We start from the raw sequence: 17,807 nt of genomic DNA on the forward strand, positions 1-17,807 counted from the left end.
ATTTAACGTAGTTTTCAAACATTGGCTACTTTAATAATGTCCGCAAACACACCGGCAGCCGTAACATCAGCACCCGCTCCATATCCTTTGATCTGCATTGGGTGTTCAAAATAATGCTCCGACCAAATCAGCACAATATTATTGCTTCCCTCCAGATCGTAAAACGGATGAGACCTGTCCACCTCCATCAGTCCTACAACAGCTTTTCCATCAGACGTTAACCGGGCGCCATAACGAATTTTTTTACCTTCTTTCATGGCATTTTGCCTTCTTTCTTCAAAGGGCGCGTCCAGTTCTTTCACCTTTACCATAAATTCTTCAAGAGAAGGCATATCCAGATACTTTTGAGGCACAAACGGTTCCACCTGAACATCAGATTCTTCAATACTGTACCCCGACTCCCGTGCAAGAATCAATGATTTTCGAACCACATCGGTACCACTAAGGTCAACCCGTGGATCGGGCTCACTAAATCCTTTTTCTTTAGCTTCAATGATAACCTCCGACAGGGGCTTATCTTCCGAAAGAGTATTGACAATGTAATTCAGGGTTCCGGAAAGCACCGCCTCCAATCTTACAATTTTATCTCCACTGCGCACCAGATCATTAATCGGTGCGATAATGGGAAGTCCTGCTCCCACATTGGTTTCAAAAAAGAACCTGACCCCTTTTTCACGGGCAGTATCTTTCAATTTTTTATATGTGGAAAAGGACGAAGAACTGGCAATTTTATTGGCCGTAACAACTGAAACGTTGGCATCCAACAGCGACTGATATATGGAAGCCACTTCCCCACTTGCGCTGCAATCCACAAACACACTGTTGGCCAGGTTCATCTCAATAATCTTGTCTCTGAAATCCCCGACTGTCCCGGCAATGCCCTCTTTATCAAGCTTCTCTATTGCCGTTGATGCATCCATCCCTTCATTGTTAAGTATCATTCCTTTTCTTCCCGCAAGACCAATTAATCTGATTTTCAGCCTGTTCTCTTTCATGAGTTTTTCACTCTGAGCTGCAATTTTATTCAGAAGTTTACTTCCTACAGTTCCTTTACCCACCAGGAACAGGTTCAACCGTGAATAATCAGAAAGGAAGAACGATTCATGAATAACATTCAAGGCTTTCTTGATATCTCGTTCCTTAATAACAAAGGAAATATTCAACTCTGAGGCTCCCTGGGCAATTGCATATACATTTACCCCGTTTTTGCCTACACTGTTAAAAAGAAGCCCTGACATTCCGGTCGTATGCTTCATATTCTCACCCACAATGGCCACCACTGCCATTTGGTCATCAATATCTATTCCGCTGATGTGCCTGTCTTCAAGTTCTCTTTTAAACTCTTTCTCAATGGCTTTTCGTGCCTTTGATGACTGGTCACTTTCAATAACTATACTGATGCTGTTCTCCGAGGATGCCTGAGAAATCAAAATCACATTAATTTCCTGAGCTGCCAGGGATGCAAATAAGCGCATGGAGATGCCGGAGACACCCACCATTCCCATTCCGTGAACCGTGAGCAAGGATACGTTTTTTATAGAGGAAATCCCCTTAATCTGTCTGGGTTTTGGCGTCTCTTTATGCCCGTCAATCAGTGTTCCCGGGGCTTCAGGGTTAAAGCTGTTTTTTATGGTGATGGGAATTTTTTTCTGATAAGCCGGCAAAATGGTTGGCGGGTATATCACTTTGGCACCGAAATGAGACAATTCCATTGCCTCAGCATAACTCAGGTGTTCTATGCAGTAAGCCCTGCTAATGACCTTCGGATCAGCAGTCATAAAGCCATTCACATCGGTCCATATTTCAAGCATACTGGCATTGAATGAGGCTGCCAGCAAAGAAGCAGTATAATCCGATCCACCGCGTCCTAAAGTGGTATTGTCTCCCTTTTTATTACTGCTGATAAATCCGGGAAACAAAGATATTTTGTCAAGATCGGAAGCTATCGCCGGAAGCAGGTTGTTGGTGGCTTCCAGGTCCACCTGGCTCTTGCCGTATTCCACAAATGTTTTGATGTATTTACGACTGTCAAACCATTTTGCATCCAAAAAGGAAGAAATGATTTTTGACGAAAGCCTTTCTCCAATTCCAGATATGCTTTCCAGACTTTTTCTGCTTAGCTCCCGTATCAGGAAGACGCCTTTGGTAATGGAGTTGAGTTCATCCAATTCGGGGGCTACCAAATCAGAAACTTCCTGTTGCTTTTTTTCATCTGAAAACAGACTAACAATGGTATTTTGATGAATTTCAACAATTTGTTTGACCTCAGAGGCGTACTGGCCATCTCCTTCAGCGGCCATTGTGGCTGCTTTAATGAGTCTGTCAGTTATTCCCCCCAGGGCCGACACCACAATTACAACCTGGTCGTTCTGGTTTTGGATAATATCTTTTACTCTTCGAATATTGTCGGCTGAACCAACGGATGTGCCTCCAAATTTCAGTATCTTCATTCCTGATTTATTTTTCTATTACAAGTAGTATGGAACTCGCAAATGTAGCAAAAAAGAGATAAAATATGACAAATGTTATGACTTTAGGTAACCTGATTTGTTTAAAAATTGAAAACCAATAAAACGAGTATGGAACTTTGATTTCACAAAACTGCCTAGGATTGGGAAAACTCGCTAACGTTCGGTTTTCACCACTCAATACCGGCTATATCAAATTTTTTGGGAACAAAATTTCCGGTGCTGTTATCATATTGCCATAAGTGTTCAATGCCATGATATAGTAGCATTTCAGCAACCTCTGTAAATCCGGAAAGCAGATTTTCCGGTTTGTGAGCATCGCTGCTCAAAGTCATTGGAACATTGTTTTGAGACATCCATTTAAAATGATCTGATGAAGGGAAAGTGTACTCAGCCGCATCATAATATTTTGTATTTATCTCCACAATTACATTCTTCTCAGCAGCCAGCTTCAGGGTACTCCTCACCTCTTCCACGTACCAGTCGGAAGTTTCATCAAAAAAGAACCGGTTTCTGTTGTGCATTCTAATTTTATCCGGATGTCCAAGTATCCGGGGTGGTTCTTTTTCCAGCATTTCTTTTTGCAAATTGAAATACCGTTTTATAATTTTTCGGATGTCACCCCAAAAAATTTCGTCCACTCCTTTAACAAATTTTGGTGTGGCATCGTCAATGGAGAAAGGAGTCCCGTCATGAAACGCATCAACAAAGTGCACCGAGCCTACGGTATAATCCAGTAATGCATTCGGAATACGCGAATGCTGAGGCCCGGCACAGTCGGGAATATAATCAACCTCCAGAGCTGAAAGCAGATTAATTTGATTATGGTATTTTGTTTTAAGGTCAGCCAATTCCTTTAAATACAGTGGAAGTTTCCCGGAAAGCATATTCCAGTCTGTAGAAAATGGCACCGGAGCATGACTGGAAATCCCTATGGTATTCATTTCTAAATCAATGGCTTTAAGTACGTATTCTTCAGGATTACCCTGTCCGTCGCAATAAAACGAATGTCCGTGATAATTGGCCCAACTTCTGTCCATAAAATTACATTTTTCTGGTTCTGATTGCTTTGATTACAAATAAAGGGATAAAAGGCTTAAACCGCAAAAAGAAGGTCAGCTGCCTTTCCGGATTTCATCGAACTTATGCCTTTGAAAACCACAAACTCATTTTGCAAAAAAAACCTGAATATCAAAGATATGTGCACTAAAAGGAAAAACCTTGCTTTTAGGAGTACTGATTTATTTACAGAAACCTGATGGTATGGGGAAATCCAGTTTTACTGTTTCCTTTCAGGTTATTAGAAAACTTCAATGTGAAATCTTATAAATAAAACAGTTAAAAATAGTGGTAAGGTTCGGTTGCAATGACTAATTTTGCACCCCTAAATTCACAATGACAATGACATTTAAAGAAGAGATAAAACGCCGACGCACTTTTGGTATTGTAAGTCACCCCGATGCCGGAAAGACCACGCTGACCGAGAAATTCCTGTTATTCGGAGGTGCCATTCACGTTGCCGGGGCGGTAAAATCCAATAAAATAAAGAAAACGGCTACTTCCGACTTCATGGAGATTGAGAAGCAAAGAGGAATATCTGTGGCTACTTCGGTTATGGGATTTGAGTACAACGGATACAAAGTGAACATACTTGACACCCCCGGACACCAGGACTTTGCAGAAGACACTTATCGTACTCTTACCGCAGTGGATAGTGTAATTATAGTTATTGATGCTGCAAAAGGAGTGGAGGCACAGACCCGGAAACTCATGGAGGTTTGCCGGATGCGTCAGACACCTGTGATTGTCTTCGTTAACAAAATGGATCGCCCTTCACGGGATCCTTTTGAAGTATTGGACGAAATAGAAGAAGAACTCAAAATAGAGGTACGTCCTTTAAGTTGGCCAATTGGAAACGGACCCGATTTTAAGGGTGTTTACAATCTGTTTGATAAAAGCTTGTATCTGTTTACGCCCAACAAGCAAACCCTGGAGGAAGGTCTGAGTCTGGATGTTCATGATAACCAGCTATCAGAGGAGATTGGGAAGAATTCAGCCAATACGCTTCGCGAAGAGCTGGAACTGGTAGAAGGTGTTTATCCTGAATTCGATAAAAATCCGTATCTTGAAGGTAAGCTTGCTCCTGTGTTTTTTGGTAGTGCTTTGAATAATTTTGGAGTCAGAGAACTTTTGCATTGTTTTCTGGAAATAGCACCCCCTCCCCGTCCATCAAAAGCTGAGGAGCGGATTGTAGAACCCGATGAGGAAAAGTTTAGTGGATTTGTTTTTAAAATTCATGCCAACATGGATCCAAATCATCGAAATAGATTGGCTTTTGTAAAGATTTGCAGTGGGCATTTTCAACGAAACACCAATTACCAGCATGTGCGGTTAGGTAAACAAATGAAGTTTAGCAGTCCGACGGCTTTTATGGCAGAAAAAAAATCCATCGTAGAGGACGCTTTTCCGGGCGATATTATAGGAATTCCGGATTCGGGAAATTTCAAGATTGGCGATAGTTTGAGCGAAGGTGCTCCTTTGAATTTCAAAGGATTGCCAAGTTTCTCTCCGGAACTTTTCCGATATATTGAAAATGCAGATCCGATGAAATCCAAACAGCTCGCCAAAGGAATTGATCAGCTGATGGATGAGGGAGTTGCCCAGTTGTTTGTCAGCCAGTTTAACGGGCGAAAAATCATTGGTACGGTGGGTGCTCTTCAGTTTGAGGTGATTCAGTACCGGTTGTTACACGAGTATGGAGCCTCCTGCCGTTATGAACCCATTAATTTGTATAAAGCCTGCTGGCTGGAAGCTGAAGATCAGGCCGAATTACAGGATTTTAAAAAGCGAAAGAACCAGTATATGGCCACTGATAAGTCTGGACGTGATGTTTTTCTGGCAGATTCTTCCTATATGCTCGACATGGCCAAAGAGAACTTTAAGGGCATCAAGTTTCATTTCACCTCTGAGTTTTAAAAGATAGAATAATGATTACAGAAGGCTTTTGGTACACGTGGGTTTTGATTCCGGCACTAATATTTATTGCCCGGGTTGCAGATGTAAGCATCGGAACCATACGGATTGTTTTTGTTTCCAAAGGATTGAAGCTGCTGGCTCCCTTGCTTGGCTTTTTCGAGATTTTTATTTGGCTCCTTGCCATGACTAAAGTTTTTGAAAATCTTGATAACTGGTTTTATTTCATTGCTTATTCTGCCGGTTTTGCCACCGGAAATTATATTGGATTACTTATTGAAGAAAAGCTGGCACTGGGATACGTTAATTTACAAATAATCACGCAGAAATCGGGAATTGATCTGGCCCGTAAACTTTCGGATGAAGGTTTCGGGGTAACCTGGAACGACGCCAATGGATCGCGTGGTGAAGTAACGGTGATTTATTGTGTTATTAAGCGTTCCAATTTTAAGCGCGTTTCAGAAATAATCAAAAAATACAATCCACGGGCTTTTTATACCATTGAGGATATTCGTTTTGCAAATCAGGGCGTTTTTCCAATGCGCACCATTCAGCGTTCCGTGGGCTACTTCCCCTGGAGAAAGGGAAAATAGTGCGAACCCTATATTAATATTTCAGAATCTTTGTGCTACGATTGGCATTGTTACGAAGCCAGGAACGCACGATCTGACGACTGTCCCGGTTATCAGTTCCTCCAGCCAGATAATCTTCCAAATCATCGGGTTTATGAATCGGGTTTTCATTTTGAATCCATCCATAACCTTTTACCGAGTTTCGGGTAATCCATACGAATGATTGTTCCCCTGTTTCCCTTCCGTCGTCAAAAATCACAAAATTCCGGGAGGCAAAATTCAGGTGTTCCATCATTTTTTCAGCTCTGATGTTATAAGACTCCGAAGATTCCTCACCCACGCAGGCTCCATTACATAAATGCACCGAATGATTGAAACATGCTCCGGTTGATTGTTCCAACCCGCAAAGTCTGTGACATAATCCAAATTCGTCGGCCCAACCCAATAGAGCCGCGACTGCCGCATCTTTTGTTGAGAAGGAATCCATCGGTTGATTGACATTGTCTTTTAACCTGTCAATGAAGAATCTGTGAAAACCATTGCGGTCCTTGATTGAATAGATACCCCAGTTAAAAAGTGTACGGCGCCCGGCTCGGTTGAAGAGTGGTTTTTGTTGTTTAATTTCATCAGATTCCTTGAGTAAAGCAACCAATTCACTACCGGTAAGTTCAAAACTTACATCTACCAATTGTTCTTTCATTCTGAGGCTTCGTTTTCCTTTTGCTGAAAGATGAGAAAGTACCCGTTTGCGAATATTTTTGCTCTTACCAATATAGATTACATCTTTCTCCGCATTGTGAAAATAATAGATACCGGGGGCTTCGGGAAGTTGACGTAATTTAGCCATTTCCAAATCGGGATGAATACCTTTAATGTCCAGATCCTGTTCAGCAAAAATATAGTCACCTTGTTGATCAATCAATCGATTTAACAACAAAGCAGTTGCATGAGCATCGCCCCCTGCCCTATGCCTGTCTGAAAGAGGAATTCCCAAATCATGACAAATATTTCCAAGACTGTAGGATCGATGGCCTGGAATAATTTTCCTGGACAGACGGACGGTACAAAGTACCTCACGTTGATAATTGAATCCCAGTGACTCAAACTCCTTTTTTACAAAATTGTAATCAAATGGAGCATTATGAGCCACGAAGATGGTATCCTCAGTAATTTCAACGATTTTTTTGGCTATTTCAAAAAAACGGGGGGCATCTTCAACCATCTGGTTGGTAATGCCAGTCAGTTGACTGATATAAGGAGGAATATGGCATTCCGGGTTAACCAAAGAGACAAATTCATCAACAATCTTCTTTCCCTGCATTACATAAATGGCAATTTCTGTAATACGACCAATTCCGGCTTTACCCCCTGTGGTTTCTATATCAATTACTGAATATTTTGGCAAGTCCATGTTGCAAATTTATTAAATTCCACTGAACCTGATTGCAGGATGGATCATTAATCAGTTTTCTGTTTGGTGAGAAAGGCAGGCATCAGGCCAAAAATAAAGTCTGTTTTTATATTGGTTAAAACGAAGACCGGCGACATCAATTAGGCAGGTCAAAAAAGTCCCTTAAAACTTTATTTTTTTTGGTAACTGACCATCAGATACATCCGGGGAATAGCAATGGCTTAACCGTTAAAAAAGCCTCAATTGCTTGCATACGACAGCAGTTTAGGCTACTTTTGTATTAGAACATTGACTTAAGAAATGCCACGCCGGTATTATTGATTGTTAAACTCAACACTACAATTATACCGAGTAAAACTATCTGGGAAAAGGGCAGGCCTCAACCTTCGGGTTGTCTTCGGACACGGAGGATCCCCGCTTTTCAGGTGTACTCAAATCCTGTCGTCAGGAGTTTAAATAATCCAACCGGCGTGGCGCCTATTATATAAAAGGTAATTCGTTTATTCGGGTTACCTTTTTTTCTTATTTTTTTTGCCCCCCCTTTCTGATGTAATACAGCTGCAATAAAGAAAGGCTGCAATCGACTTATGAATAGTCAATTACAGCCTTTGAATCGTGCCCAGAACAGGACTCGAACCTGCACGGCCTTAAGGCCACCAGCCCCTCAAGCTGGCGTGTCTACCGATTTCACCATCTGGGCAGTAGACAAAATAAAAACGAGATTTATCAAATTTCATGATATATATCTCGTCAGAATTTAGAGCAAAAAAAGAAACTTCACTATGATTCGGCATAGCCTTCTCGTCCCTTTTTTCTGAGCGAAAAACGGGACTCGAACCCGCGACCCCGACCTTGGCAAGGTCGTGCTCTACCAACTGAGCTATTTTCGCATTTAAATAATTACTCATTACTGAATGAGAATGCCGATGTTTTAGTGAATTCTTTAATTCCAACAGCGTGTGCAAAGGTATAAATTTTTTGTTTCCACAAAATAGTTTTTCAAATAAAAATGTGCTCTCAGGTCAGGAAAAAAGGCTAATGACCTCATTTTCTGACAAAAAAATATTGAAAAAAAAACATTGGTGTCCGGTTAAAAAATTGAGATTGCTTCACTACGTTCGCAATGACGGACCTTTGCAGGATATTGGGGGTTGGTAGGGGGTGATTTTTAAGTTTTAAAAAGAATGCTTTATCCTGCCCATGCATGCCTGTATGATAATCGAATTTTCTTACCATAAGAAACTGTTTTTGTGGTTAGCTATAAAAATATCATACTCGTTTCGTTTTTTTAAAAGCATCAAAATGCTATATTCGTTGTAATTTTGTATGAAAAAGCTCTATACACATGACATTGGGTTAATTTTTAGCCATAAAGATTAACTCAAATGCTTTTTTTACGTAGAAATAAAAACGACTAATTTAATATACAGTAAAATGGCTGGCATATTTGGATCACTTTTTGGCGGAAAATTTCCGGACACCGTAAAGTTTGAAGCGGAGCAAAACCAATTACAGGATGATTATAAGAGATTTAAAGAGATCGAATCATCTGCTTTGCTTCAACGCTACCGGGAGCTTGATCAGGAGATTCATTCCGGTGAGTTTGAAAAACGAGTCAATGACTTAAAAAATAAAAAGTTTAAAGACACGGAAGAATTCAAACATCTGGAGCGATACAAGCAACTGAGCAAAAGCACTGATATTAAAACTTATCTGAAGTTTAAAAGCTCCGGTAAGGCAAGGAAAGTTGAAGAAACTCTCGAATCGGAGCGATACGAAAGATTTCGTGAATTGGAAAAGTTTGTCAACTCTCCCGAATTTTTCAAAGAAAAATCGGGACCAGACTTCAAAAAGTCTGATGCCTACCACAATTACAAAGAATATAAGAGACTTAAAAATGATCGCTCTGTAAAATGGACAGTTAAAACGGAGAAATCATCCCAGTATCAGATTTACAAAAGGCTCCGGGAAAGTGACAGAATAAACGAATATTACAATCTGCAAGCAGCTGTTGAAGCCCCAGATTTTAAGCAATTTAAGGCTGATATGGAGGACAAAAACCGATTCAGGAAATCAGATGAAGCTGCATTAATTAAAGAATTTGAAGAGTTAAAAAAACAACCGGATATTGTTTGGTATCATAAAGTAAAAGAGAAAAATCCATTTGAAGAACTTAAAAAATGGGAACTTACTTTTGAGGATAATTTTGACAGTGCCTCTCTGGATTCCGAAAAATGGATTACAGGTTACTATTGGGGAAAAGCTCTGATGAATGACTCTTATGTTCTTGAAGGTGAGCATCAGATGTTTAAAGATGAAAACATTGATCTTCGTGATTCCTCTTTAAGGATAAGGGTGCAGCCTGAAGTCTCCAAGGGAAAGGTTTGGAATCCAACCTGGGGATTCCGTGAAAAGGAGTTTGAATACACCTCAGGAATGATAAGTACCGGACAAAGTTTCAGGCAACAATTCGGACGTTTCGAAGCTAAAGTCAGATTTACAAATTCTTTTCCTGTGCTGAATGCATTTTGGATGGTTGGAGAGCGAATGACGCCACACATCGACATTTTCAAGACCATTTACCCCGGAGGACGGATGATAGAGGCAGGAATCATTTCAGATGTTCAGGGAAAAGGAATTACCGAATCAACGAAAAAAGTGAACGGGGCAAAATTCGTCAATAAATACTTTATTTACTCTTTTGAGTGGTCTGAAAACGAAATGGTTTGGAGCATCAATGGTGTTGAAATATATCGTCAGACGCACAATATTCCTAAAGAACCAATGTATCTGACCTTCTCTTGTACCTTGCCGGAAGAGCCGGGTGACAAACATCTTCCCTCCGAAATGGAAGTCGATTGGGTTAAGTGTTATCAACGGATTTAATACCAAACGATTACAAAGAATTAAGGCTGTAGTTCAAAAGAAGGGTTTTTCTAAAGTCCCCGAATGGGGGCAAATTTAATTAATCCACGGTACACGTGCCCGGGGAGGGATGTCAGGGACTAGCCTGCTTTATACATAAGGCAGGTATGATGTGAACAGGCTGAAAGCCTGATAGCAATATTGCCCCAGGCTATTTCTTAAAAATCTTTGGCCTTTTAAAAACGCAACAACCTTATATATTCCTTTTAAAGAAATACATATATATAACCAATAGAAATTAAGGTTTCTACTTAAGATGACGCAATTTTACAGCATTTTACTAATTGCAGGGGATGTTTTTTGAAATAGAACGTATGTATATAATTAAAAATACATCAGACTAAGAACCGTGATAGTAACAATCATATAAATAATGGTCAGCGGAAAACCTATCTTAAAGAAATCCTTAAAATTATAATTTCCCGGACCATAGACCATCAGATTGGTTTGGTAACCGATTGGGGTAATAAAATTGGCAGCTGCAGCAAAAGAAACCACCAGGGCGAACGGTTCAGGTTCCAGTCCGAGTGTTTTGGCAGCCGTCAGTGAAATAGGAAACACAATGGCAACAGCTGCTTTATTTGTGATGTAAGCCGCCAAGACCGCAGTCATCAGGTAAATCCCAAAAAGCAAGGTAACACGGCCGAATGGCAGAAAAACACTGATAATCAGGTCCGCAACCATATCTGCCACCCCGGTTTTGATCATGGCAGTTCCCAAAGCCAGTGACATGGCAATAATTACGGCAAGATTGTAATCAATACTTTTGGGCATATCCTTGGGAGATACAATTTTGAGTGTGGAAACCACAATCAGTACCACAAACAAACCAATAAATAAAGGAACCAGCTTAATTGCAGCCAGAAGAATGGCAAGCAATGTACCACCCAGTAAGGTGTATATTTTGTATTTTTCCGTGCGATTAAATTCCCGGATTTTTGAAATCAGATAAAAATCCTGTTCACTCTCGGCACGACTCATAAATGCCTCTCCTACCAAAAGCATCAAAACGTCTCCCGCTTTTAGTTTTGCCTCATCTATTTTTCCAACAACACGTTCACCATTTCTGTGCAATGCAAGCAGTGCAGAGTCGAAACGTCCTCTGAAATTTACTTCTTTAACTGTTTTGGTTATGAGAGAAGAATTGTGTGAAACTACGACTTCCACCACCTGTGTTTTCTTCAGTTTGGACATCATCCCGACTGATGGCAGAGTCAATCCGCAATTTTCCGATAGCAGCCGAACCACATTTTTGTTTTCTCCGGCAAAACGTAATAAATCTCCTTCCTGAAGTCTGAAATTATCCGAAAGTAGTTGGTATATCCTGTTGCCTCTGATTATTTCTATCAATACCAACCCATCCATATCGCGGATTTCTGATTCCTCCAGGGTCTGACCAACCAAATGACTGTTTCGTCGAACTTCAGCTTCAACAAGGTATTTTCTTTCGGCACTGGAATACTCTTCCATCACACTTTTTCTGTCGGGCAGCAGCTTGTATGAATAGAAGTAGAGATAGGCCATTCCAATGATCAGCATGGGAAAACCAACCCAAAAGAAATCAAACATCCCCAGTGAGGGCATATCCGGAAAAATCTTCTGATCAACCACCATACCATTAACGATCAGATTGGTGGATGTTCCGATCAGCGTAACACAACCGCCAAGAATTGCCGCATAAGAGAGTGGCATAAGCAGTTTGGACGGCGCAATATTGTTTCGACGGCTCCATTGATGTACATAAGGCATCATAACCGCCACCAAAGGAGTGTTGTTCAGAAATGCAGAGAATCCACCCACCCAGATCATCATCCTGGCAAGAAAACCTTTGTATTTCATGGATCTGGGAAATGCTTTTTCAAAAATGGCTTCTATGACAGATGTTTGCCGGATGGTATCTCCCAGAAGCAACAGCATGATAATGACTGCAATCTGTTCGTTGGCAAAACCGGCAAGAATTTCGGAAGGTGTCAGGATTTTAAAAATTCCCAGCACCATAATGGCAATGAAGAAGGTAAAAGCAGCCCCCATCAGTTCCCGGTAGAGGGAAATCAGTATAAATGCAAGTACCAGAAATACAAGTATTACATCAAATGTGGGGACACTCATAAGATCTTGTTTTCTCAGTTTTCAGGGGGTGCAAGTTAAAACTATTTTCGTAAAAATTAACAAATCTGTTTTTAAAACCATTCCCACTCATGGTGTTTAATATTGCCAAAAACTCTACCGACGAATAATTTCTCATCAAATTCTAAATTACTACTTTTGATGACTAAACTGATTTAAAGCAATTCACAGATATTTTTTCATCCAGCTTTTAATTCAATAAATCAATGCAAGAAAAGAAAGAATCCTTTGGCCGGTTACTTGAAGTAATGGACGAGTTGCGCGAAAAATGTCCCTGGGATCGGGAACAAACCAATGAATCGTTGCGAACATTAACGATTGAAGAGACTTATGAACTGGCCGATGCTATATTAGACGGCTCACAGGATGCCATCCGCAAAGAACTGGGAGACTTGCTTCTTCACATTGTATTTTATTCAAAAATAGGTGAAGAAAAGGAGACTTTCTCCATCAAAGAGGTTATTGACTCGCTTATTGAAAAACTCATCTATCGGCATCCACACATTTTTGGCGAAACAGAGGTGAAAGATGCACGTGAGGTGGAACAAAACTGGGAGGCACTCAAACTGAAAGAGAAAGACGGAAATCGTTCGGTGTTGGCTGGTGTGCCTAAATCGTTGCCGGCCATGGTAAAGGCCAACAGGATTCAGGACAAAGCCAGGGGGATGGGATTTGACTGGGAAAAACGTGAACAGGTTTGGGATAAAGTGCAGGAAGAGCTGGAAGAGTTGAAGACGGAAATGATTAAAAACGATCAGGATGCCATTGAAGATGAGTTTGGTGATCTCTTTTTCTCGCTTATCAATGCAGCCCGGCTCTATGGCGTTAATCCCGAAAATGCACTGGAACGAACCAATCAGAAGTTCATTAAACGCTTTAATTATCTGGAACGAAAAACGATAAAACAGGGCATAGATCTTAAAAAACTTTCCCTGGCAGAGATGGATGAGATTTGGAATGAAGCAAAACGGGAGGAATATTGAATTCTGAGTTTGGCGTGCTGAGTTTAATCAAATAATAAATAATCATTATTGTTTCAGAAACCTATTTTGGGGTGAAAGTGATTGCCTGGCATTGATTGAAAAATCATGAATAGTCGTGTCATTGGTAACATAGTGAAGCAATCTCATTTTTTACTGAACCTGATTGATGAGAATTTTTTATTACAAGGGTTTTTCAGCGATGATCAGGGAATTAGCAGCTCCCACCCCTATGCTCCAGGCTCTCTGCTCTTATAGCGCACTCAGTGACATGGTCATTTACCATTCCGGTGGCTTGCATATGTGCATAAACAATGGTACTTCCAACAAATTTAAAACCTCTTTTCTTAAGGTCTTTGCTTATTTTATCGGATAGTGGTGTTGCAGCAGGAATCTCTTCCATGGTTTTAAAATGATTTACAATGGGAGAACCATTCACAAATCCCCAAATATAGTTGCTGAAGGAACCAAACTCTTCACGCACCTTCAGAAATGCCTGTGCATTAGTCACAGCAGCTCTGACTTTTAACTTGTTACGAATAATCCCCTCGTCCTCTATGAGGCGATTAAAATCTTTTTCCGTATATCGGGCAATTTTATGAAAATCAAAGTTATCAAAAGCTTTTCTGAAATTTTCCCGCTTCCGAAGTATGGTAATCCAGCTCAATCCGGCCTGAAACCCTTCTAAAATTAGAAATTCGAAAAGTGTTTCATCGTCGAATACCGGCCTTCCCCATTCTTCATCATGGTATTTTACATATAATGGATCGGTCCCGCACCATTCACAACGTTTCATTTCTTTAAAAGACATCTTCTTTTTTTTTATTAAAAAATTTCTACCCTATCATCAATTTGGCATTTGGATATCTGTAAGCTCCGGACATAATGCGACGGCTAAAGATTACCACCATTGTTAAAGATCCGATTCGTCCGACAAACATGGAAACAACCAGGATGATTTTCCCTGCTACCGAAAGATCTCCGGTAATTCCTAATGTTAGTCCAACTGTTCCCATTGCGGAGATTTGTTCAAAAAGAAGCTCACGAAATGAGAACCCCGGATTGGTAATTGCAAGCAGAATGGTAAAGATAAATAGAAAAGTAAGTGCTACAGCAATAATTGCGTAGGTTTTATTGACCGAAGCCCAGCGAATAGTTTTTTTATAAACCTCCACATGCTCCCGCCCCCGGATATTGGCCCATGCAGCTTTTAATGCCACAGCAAAGGTGGTAGTTTTAATACCCCCACCGGTGGAACCCGGACTGGCACCGACAAACATAAAAAGCATAAAAAATAATAGTGTTGGGGTGGTTAGAATAGATGTATCAACAGTGTTAAAGCCTGCAGTTCGTGTGGTGGCTGACTGGAAAAAAGAAGCCACAATTTTACCTGCCAGAGAATGATCTTTCAACGTATTGTTGTATTCAAAAGCAAAGAATAATATTGCCCCTGAAACCAACATCCAGAATGTAATGGTCAATACAACCCTGGAGTTAACCGTTAATTTTCGCCATAAGATATTTTTTCTTTGGCGGTAGGCGGGGTTTGTAAAGACATCCTGCAGTACAATAAAACCTAGTCCCCCAACAACGATCAAAACCATAATGACAAGCTGCGCTCCATACTGAAAACGTACTGGTGCTTCAAATAATCCATTGGTAAAAAGTGAAAAGCCTGCATTGTTGAAAGCAGAAACAGAATGAAAAACAGAAAAGAAAATTCGTTCAACCGAGTCCTGAAAACCAACCTGATTGCCCCATAAAAAGTACAACAATACCGCACCGGCTATCTCAAAACTCAAACTGTAAAAAATTACCTTTCTCAGAATCCCCGTCAGACTTCCGATATGCTCTGTATCCAGCACATCCTTTAGTATACTGGATGTATATAAGCTACCGCTTTTTCGGTAAAAAGAACCAATAAAAGTTGCAATGGTAAGCATATTGAGCCCTCCAAGCTGAAAAAGAAGCATGATTATCAATTGTCCCCGGAAAGTAAAAAATGTGGCAGTATCCTGAACAATCAGGCCGGTAACACAACTGGCGCTGGCAGATGTAAATAAAGCGTCAACCCAGGATATGGTACTGTACGTCATTTCAGGCATTTTAAGTAGTACGGTACCCGTTAGTATCAGAATAAGGAATGAGAGTGCCAGAAAAGCACCGGGACTGATGTGCAGCTTGCGCATGTTCATGGATTCACGCCCTGTTTCCCGGAGAACAACCACCCAGAAAATGCTCTGAACCAGTATGAAGTATCCCTGAACCGACAAGCCGGCCAATAGAGACACCTGGAACAGCCAGGCTTTCCCGAAAATAAAATATACTATTGATTCACTGAGAATGAGAAGCATAATAAAACCTTCCCAGATATTTTCTCGCAGGAATTTTTTCGGGTTGAAATCAAAAAATACCCGAAAACAAAACTGTAGAAGAAAAAAATCAAGAACCCGATGTAATTGAAAAATAAGATCAGCAGTAGTTACATTATCGGGTGAGAAGCCAAAAAAATGAATGATAAAGTAGATACCGGCCAAACCGGCAATAATAGACAAGACATTCATTACGCGAAAAAAATTCGTCCTGATGTCGAACAAGAAAATATTGATTCGTTCGCGCAGGTTTCTTAACCGCCCCATTTACTGATTTATTTCGATAAATCGTTCAACATGATCTCTTTTCCCAAAAAGAACCAGAGAGTCGTTATCCCGAATGAGACTTTCTCCTTTGGGAATGCCATAGATGTGCTGTTCACGCACCATCTCCCCTTTTCTTTCAACTTCCACGCTTCTTTTCATTGTAATCAAATTCAAATGATAGCGACGTCGAAGATCAATGTCTATAAGTGAACGGCCAATTACATCGGGAGGGGCAGCAATTTCCATAATGCAAAACTCGTCCGGCAGATCCAGATACGAGACGATTGAGGGGTTTATCAATCTTTCTGCAACGTTGATTCCCACTTCATCTTCAGGAGAAAGAATCTCTTTTACGCCGATTTTTTCCAGTATAACACGCTGATTTTTCCCCCGGGCACGAGCCATTATCCTTTTTACACCAATGTCCATCAAAAGGGTGGTACAAAGCAGTAGTTGTTCAAAGTCCTCCCCAATTGCCACAACTACCGCATCAAAATCAAGAATACCTTGTGATAGTAAGGTCCTTTTATCGGTGGCATCCATTGCCACTGCCAGAGCTACACGGTCGCCCATTTCTTCAATAATGTGCTCACTGCGGTCGATGGCCATGACTTCAGCCCCTTTTTTAGTCAGTGATTTCGCAATGGCCATACCAAACTGGCCCATTCCTATAACCGCTATTTTCTGCGCCATATGTGATCTAGATTATAGGAACGAAAGTATCAAAAAATACTCCAAAGTGCAATTAGGAATTCATCATGAAGAATGATTTTACCTCTGCGGCATAAATACGATTAAAGATTTGTTCTATATTGCCGAAATAAACCTCAAATATTTAACTCATGGGTTCGGACATCATCATCAATACAGCCCGACGCTTTGGGACCGCCCCGGTTTTTATCACTGCCATATCTACTATTTTAGAGGCTATTTTATTTCTTCGTTTTGGTTATGCTGAAGGAACCATAGGTTTCCCAGGCAATTTGTTGCTGGTTATTCTCGGACATTAAATAACCATTCGCATTGCCTTGGCCATTTCTGAGTTATCGACCAATACCCGGGTATAAAATTGCGGCGAGTATTTTCAGAATTTGGAGGATGTATTATTTGTAAATGTTTCACAGGCCAGGACTATTGTTGAAGTAGGAATGAAAAGGAGGGATTGAGTTGGCAAAGGGTTGAAATCATCCGGGAAAATCAACCAAGCATTGGGATGAGATACCAAACAAAAACCAGAATTCCGGTAATCACAAGGAAAATGGTCAGGACAAGAGAGAATATTGTCCGGTTTGTAAATGTTTTGTTGTTCAGTTGCCGGGATATTTTTCTGTAACGGAGGTAGGAAAGCAAAGCAATAATAATTCCGATTCCAACTAAAACAATACCTATTACAGGTGAACTTTGGTCGGTTTTACCCGAATCCGGTTCTACCCAATAAGCCAGTTCCTGAAGAAACAGGGAGAATTTTATAATCACAAAACCGAACCCCATTAATGCAATACTGGTTCTTATCCAGGCCAGAAAAGTGCGTTCGTTCGCAAGATGCTCACGGGACATGGAAAAAGTATTCTTATCATTAGTATTGTCCATTGATTGACAGAAATGAAAAGTTCTCCTTTAATATTAAAAATCGTTTATTTAAGAATTTATCCGGGGTTTTATATATTTCCCCTGAAATGCTTTAAAGCCCTGTCAGGGGAAATAAAAACTCA

Annotated in this window: 13 protein-coding genes and 2 tRNA genes; 5 read left to right on the top strand and 10 right to left on the bottom strand. The window is 40.5% G+C overall.

All coding sequences use genetic code 11. The features are described from left to right. Positions 1–14: 14 nt before the first annotated feature. Both thrA and W7W_RS0105495 read right to left on the bottom strand, forming a co-directional pair. Positions 15–2,450 (bottom strand): bifunctional aspartate kinase/homoserine dehydrogenase I, encoded by a 2,436-nt coding sequence (gene thrA / locus W7W_RS0105490; protein ID WP_010662821.1) that lies wholly within the window; start codon positions 2,448–2,450, stop codon positions 15–17. A gap of 188 nt (positions 2,451–2,638) precedes the next feature. After that, a complete protein-coding gene (locus W7W_RS0105495) occupies positions 2,639–3,508 on the bottom strand; it encodes a histidinol-phosphatase (protein WP_010662822.1) in 870 nt (289 codons plus the stop codon). A gap of 361 nt (positions 3,509–3,869) precedes the next feature. Between W7W_RS0105495 and W7W_RS0105500 the strand changes: the two genes are divergently transcribed. Together W7W_RS0105500 and W7W_RS0105505 are read left to right on the top strand one after the other, a co-directional pair. Next, positions 3,870–5,444: a peptide chain release factor 3 gene (locus W7W_RS0105500; protein WP_010662823.1), complete on the top strand. Its 1,575-nt coding sequence runs from the start codon at positions 3,870–3,872 to the stop codon at positions 5,442–5,444. A gap of 11 nt (positions 5,445–5,455) precedes the next feature. After that, a complete protein-coding gene (locus W7W_RS0105505) occupies positions 5,456–6,034 on the top strand; it encodes a DUF2179 domain-containing protein (RefSeq protein ID WP_010662824.1) in 579 nt (192 codons plus the stop codon). 13 nt (positions 6,035–6,047) lie between these two features. Here W7W_RS0105505 and W7W_RS0105510 read toward each other — a convergent pair whose 3' ends face one another. The 3 genes from W7W_RS0105510 to W7W_RS0105520 form a co-directional block, all read right to left on the bottom strand. Next, entirely contained in the window at positions 6,048–7,424 is a 1,377-nt protein-coding gene (locus W7W_RS0105510; RefSeq protein ID WP_010662825.1) for an exonuclease domain-containing protein, read from the bottom strand. A 616-nt stretch (positions 7,425–8,040) separates the two neighbouring features. After that, positions 8,041–8,124, bottom strand: a tRNA-Leu gene (locus W7W_RS0105515). 117 nt (positions 8,125–8,241) lie between these two features. After that, positions 8,242–8,314: transfer RNA gene (locus W7W_RS0105520), tRNA-Gly, on the bottom strand. A gap of 544 nt (positions 8,315–8,858) precedes the next feature. Here W7W_RS0105520 and W7W_RS0105530 point away from each other — a divergent pair. Further along, the gene (locus tag W7W_RS0105530) at positions 8,859–10,310 is read left to right on the top strand and encodes a glycoside hydrolase family 16 protein (protein WP_010662827.1); all 1,452 of its coding nucleotides are present in this window, start codon (positions 8,859–8,861) and stop codon (positions 10,308–10,310) included. 363 nt (positions 10,311–10,673) lie between these two features. Here W7W_RS0105530 and W7W_RS0105535 read toward each other — a convergent pair whose 3' ends face one another. Next, positions 10,674–12,458 carry an SLC13 family permease gene (locus tag W7W_RS0105535; protein ID WP_010662828.1) on the bottom strand — a complete coding sequence of 595 codons (1,785 nt, stop codon included), beginning with the start codon at positions 12,456–12,458 and terminating at the stop codon, positions 10,674–10,676. 224 nt (positions 12,459–12,682) lie between these two features. Here W7W_RS0105535 and mazG point away from each other — a divergent pair, with 224 nt between their 5' ends. Further along, complete coding sequence (mazG, locus tag W7W_RS0105540; protein WP_010662829.1) at positions 12,683–13,459, top strand: nucleoside triphosphate pyrophosphohydrolase; 777 nt, start codon at positions 12,683–12,685, stop codon at positions 13,457–13,459. A gap of 211 nt (positions 13,460–13,670) precedes the next feature. On the opposite strand, the gene W7W_RS0105545 is transcribed toward mazG, so the two are convergent. The 3 genes from W7W_RS0105545 to W7W_RS0105555 are packed head-to-tail and all read right to left on the bottom strand — an operon-like array spanning position 13,671 to position 16,788. Continuing rightward, the gene (locus W7W_RS0105545) at positions 13,671–14,267 is read right to left on the bottom strand and encodes a DNA-3-methyladenine glycosylase I (protein ID WP_010662830.1); all 597 of its coding nucleotides are present in this window, start codon (positions 14,265–14,267) and stop codon (positions 13,671–13,673) included. Positions 14,268–14,292: 25 nt separating this feature from the next. After that, the gene (locus W7W_RS0105550) at positions 14,293–16,095 is read right to left on the bottom strand and encodes a TrkH family potassium uptake protein (RefSeq protein ID WP_010662831.1); all 1,803 of its coding nucleotides are present in this window, start codon (positions 16,093–16,095) and stop codon (positions 14,293–14,295) included. Beyond that, entirely contained in the window at positions 16,096–16,788 is a 693-nt protein-coding gene (locus W7W_RS0105555; RefSeq protein WP_025007181.1) for a potassium channel family protein, read from the bottom strand. A 149-nt stretch (positions 16,789–16,937) separates the two neighbouring features. Between W7W_RS0105555 and W7W_RS23445 the strand changes: the two genes are divergently transcribed. Continuing rightward, positions 16,938–17,105, top strand: coding sequence for a hypothetical protein (locus tag W7W_RS23445; protein ID WP_010662833.1), 168 nt, complete (start codon positions 16,938–16,940; stop codon positions 17,103–17,105). A 187-nt stretch (positions 17,106–17,292) separates the two neighbouring features. Here the strand turns inward: W7W_RS23445 and W7W_RS0105565 are convergent, their stop codons facing one another. Then, positions 17,293–17,685 (bottom strand): YidH family protein, encoded by a 393-nt coding sequence (locus W7W_RS0105565; RefSeq protein ID WP_010662834.1) that lies wholly within the window; start codon positions 17,683–17,685, stop codon positions 17,293–17,295. Between the last annotated feature and the right edge of the window lie 122 nt (positions 17,686–17,807).

Origin of the sequence: Marinilabilia salmonicolor JCM 21150 (assembly GCF_000259075.1) — a bacterium.
Classification (GTDB): domain Bacteria; phylum Bacteroidota; class Bacteroidia; order Bacteroidales; family Marinilabiliaceae; genus Marinilabilia; species Marinilabilia salmonicolor.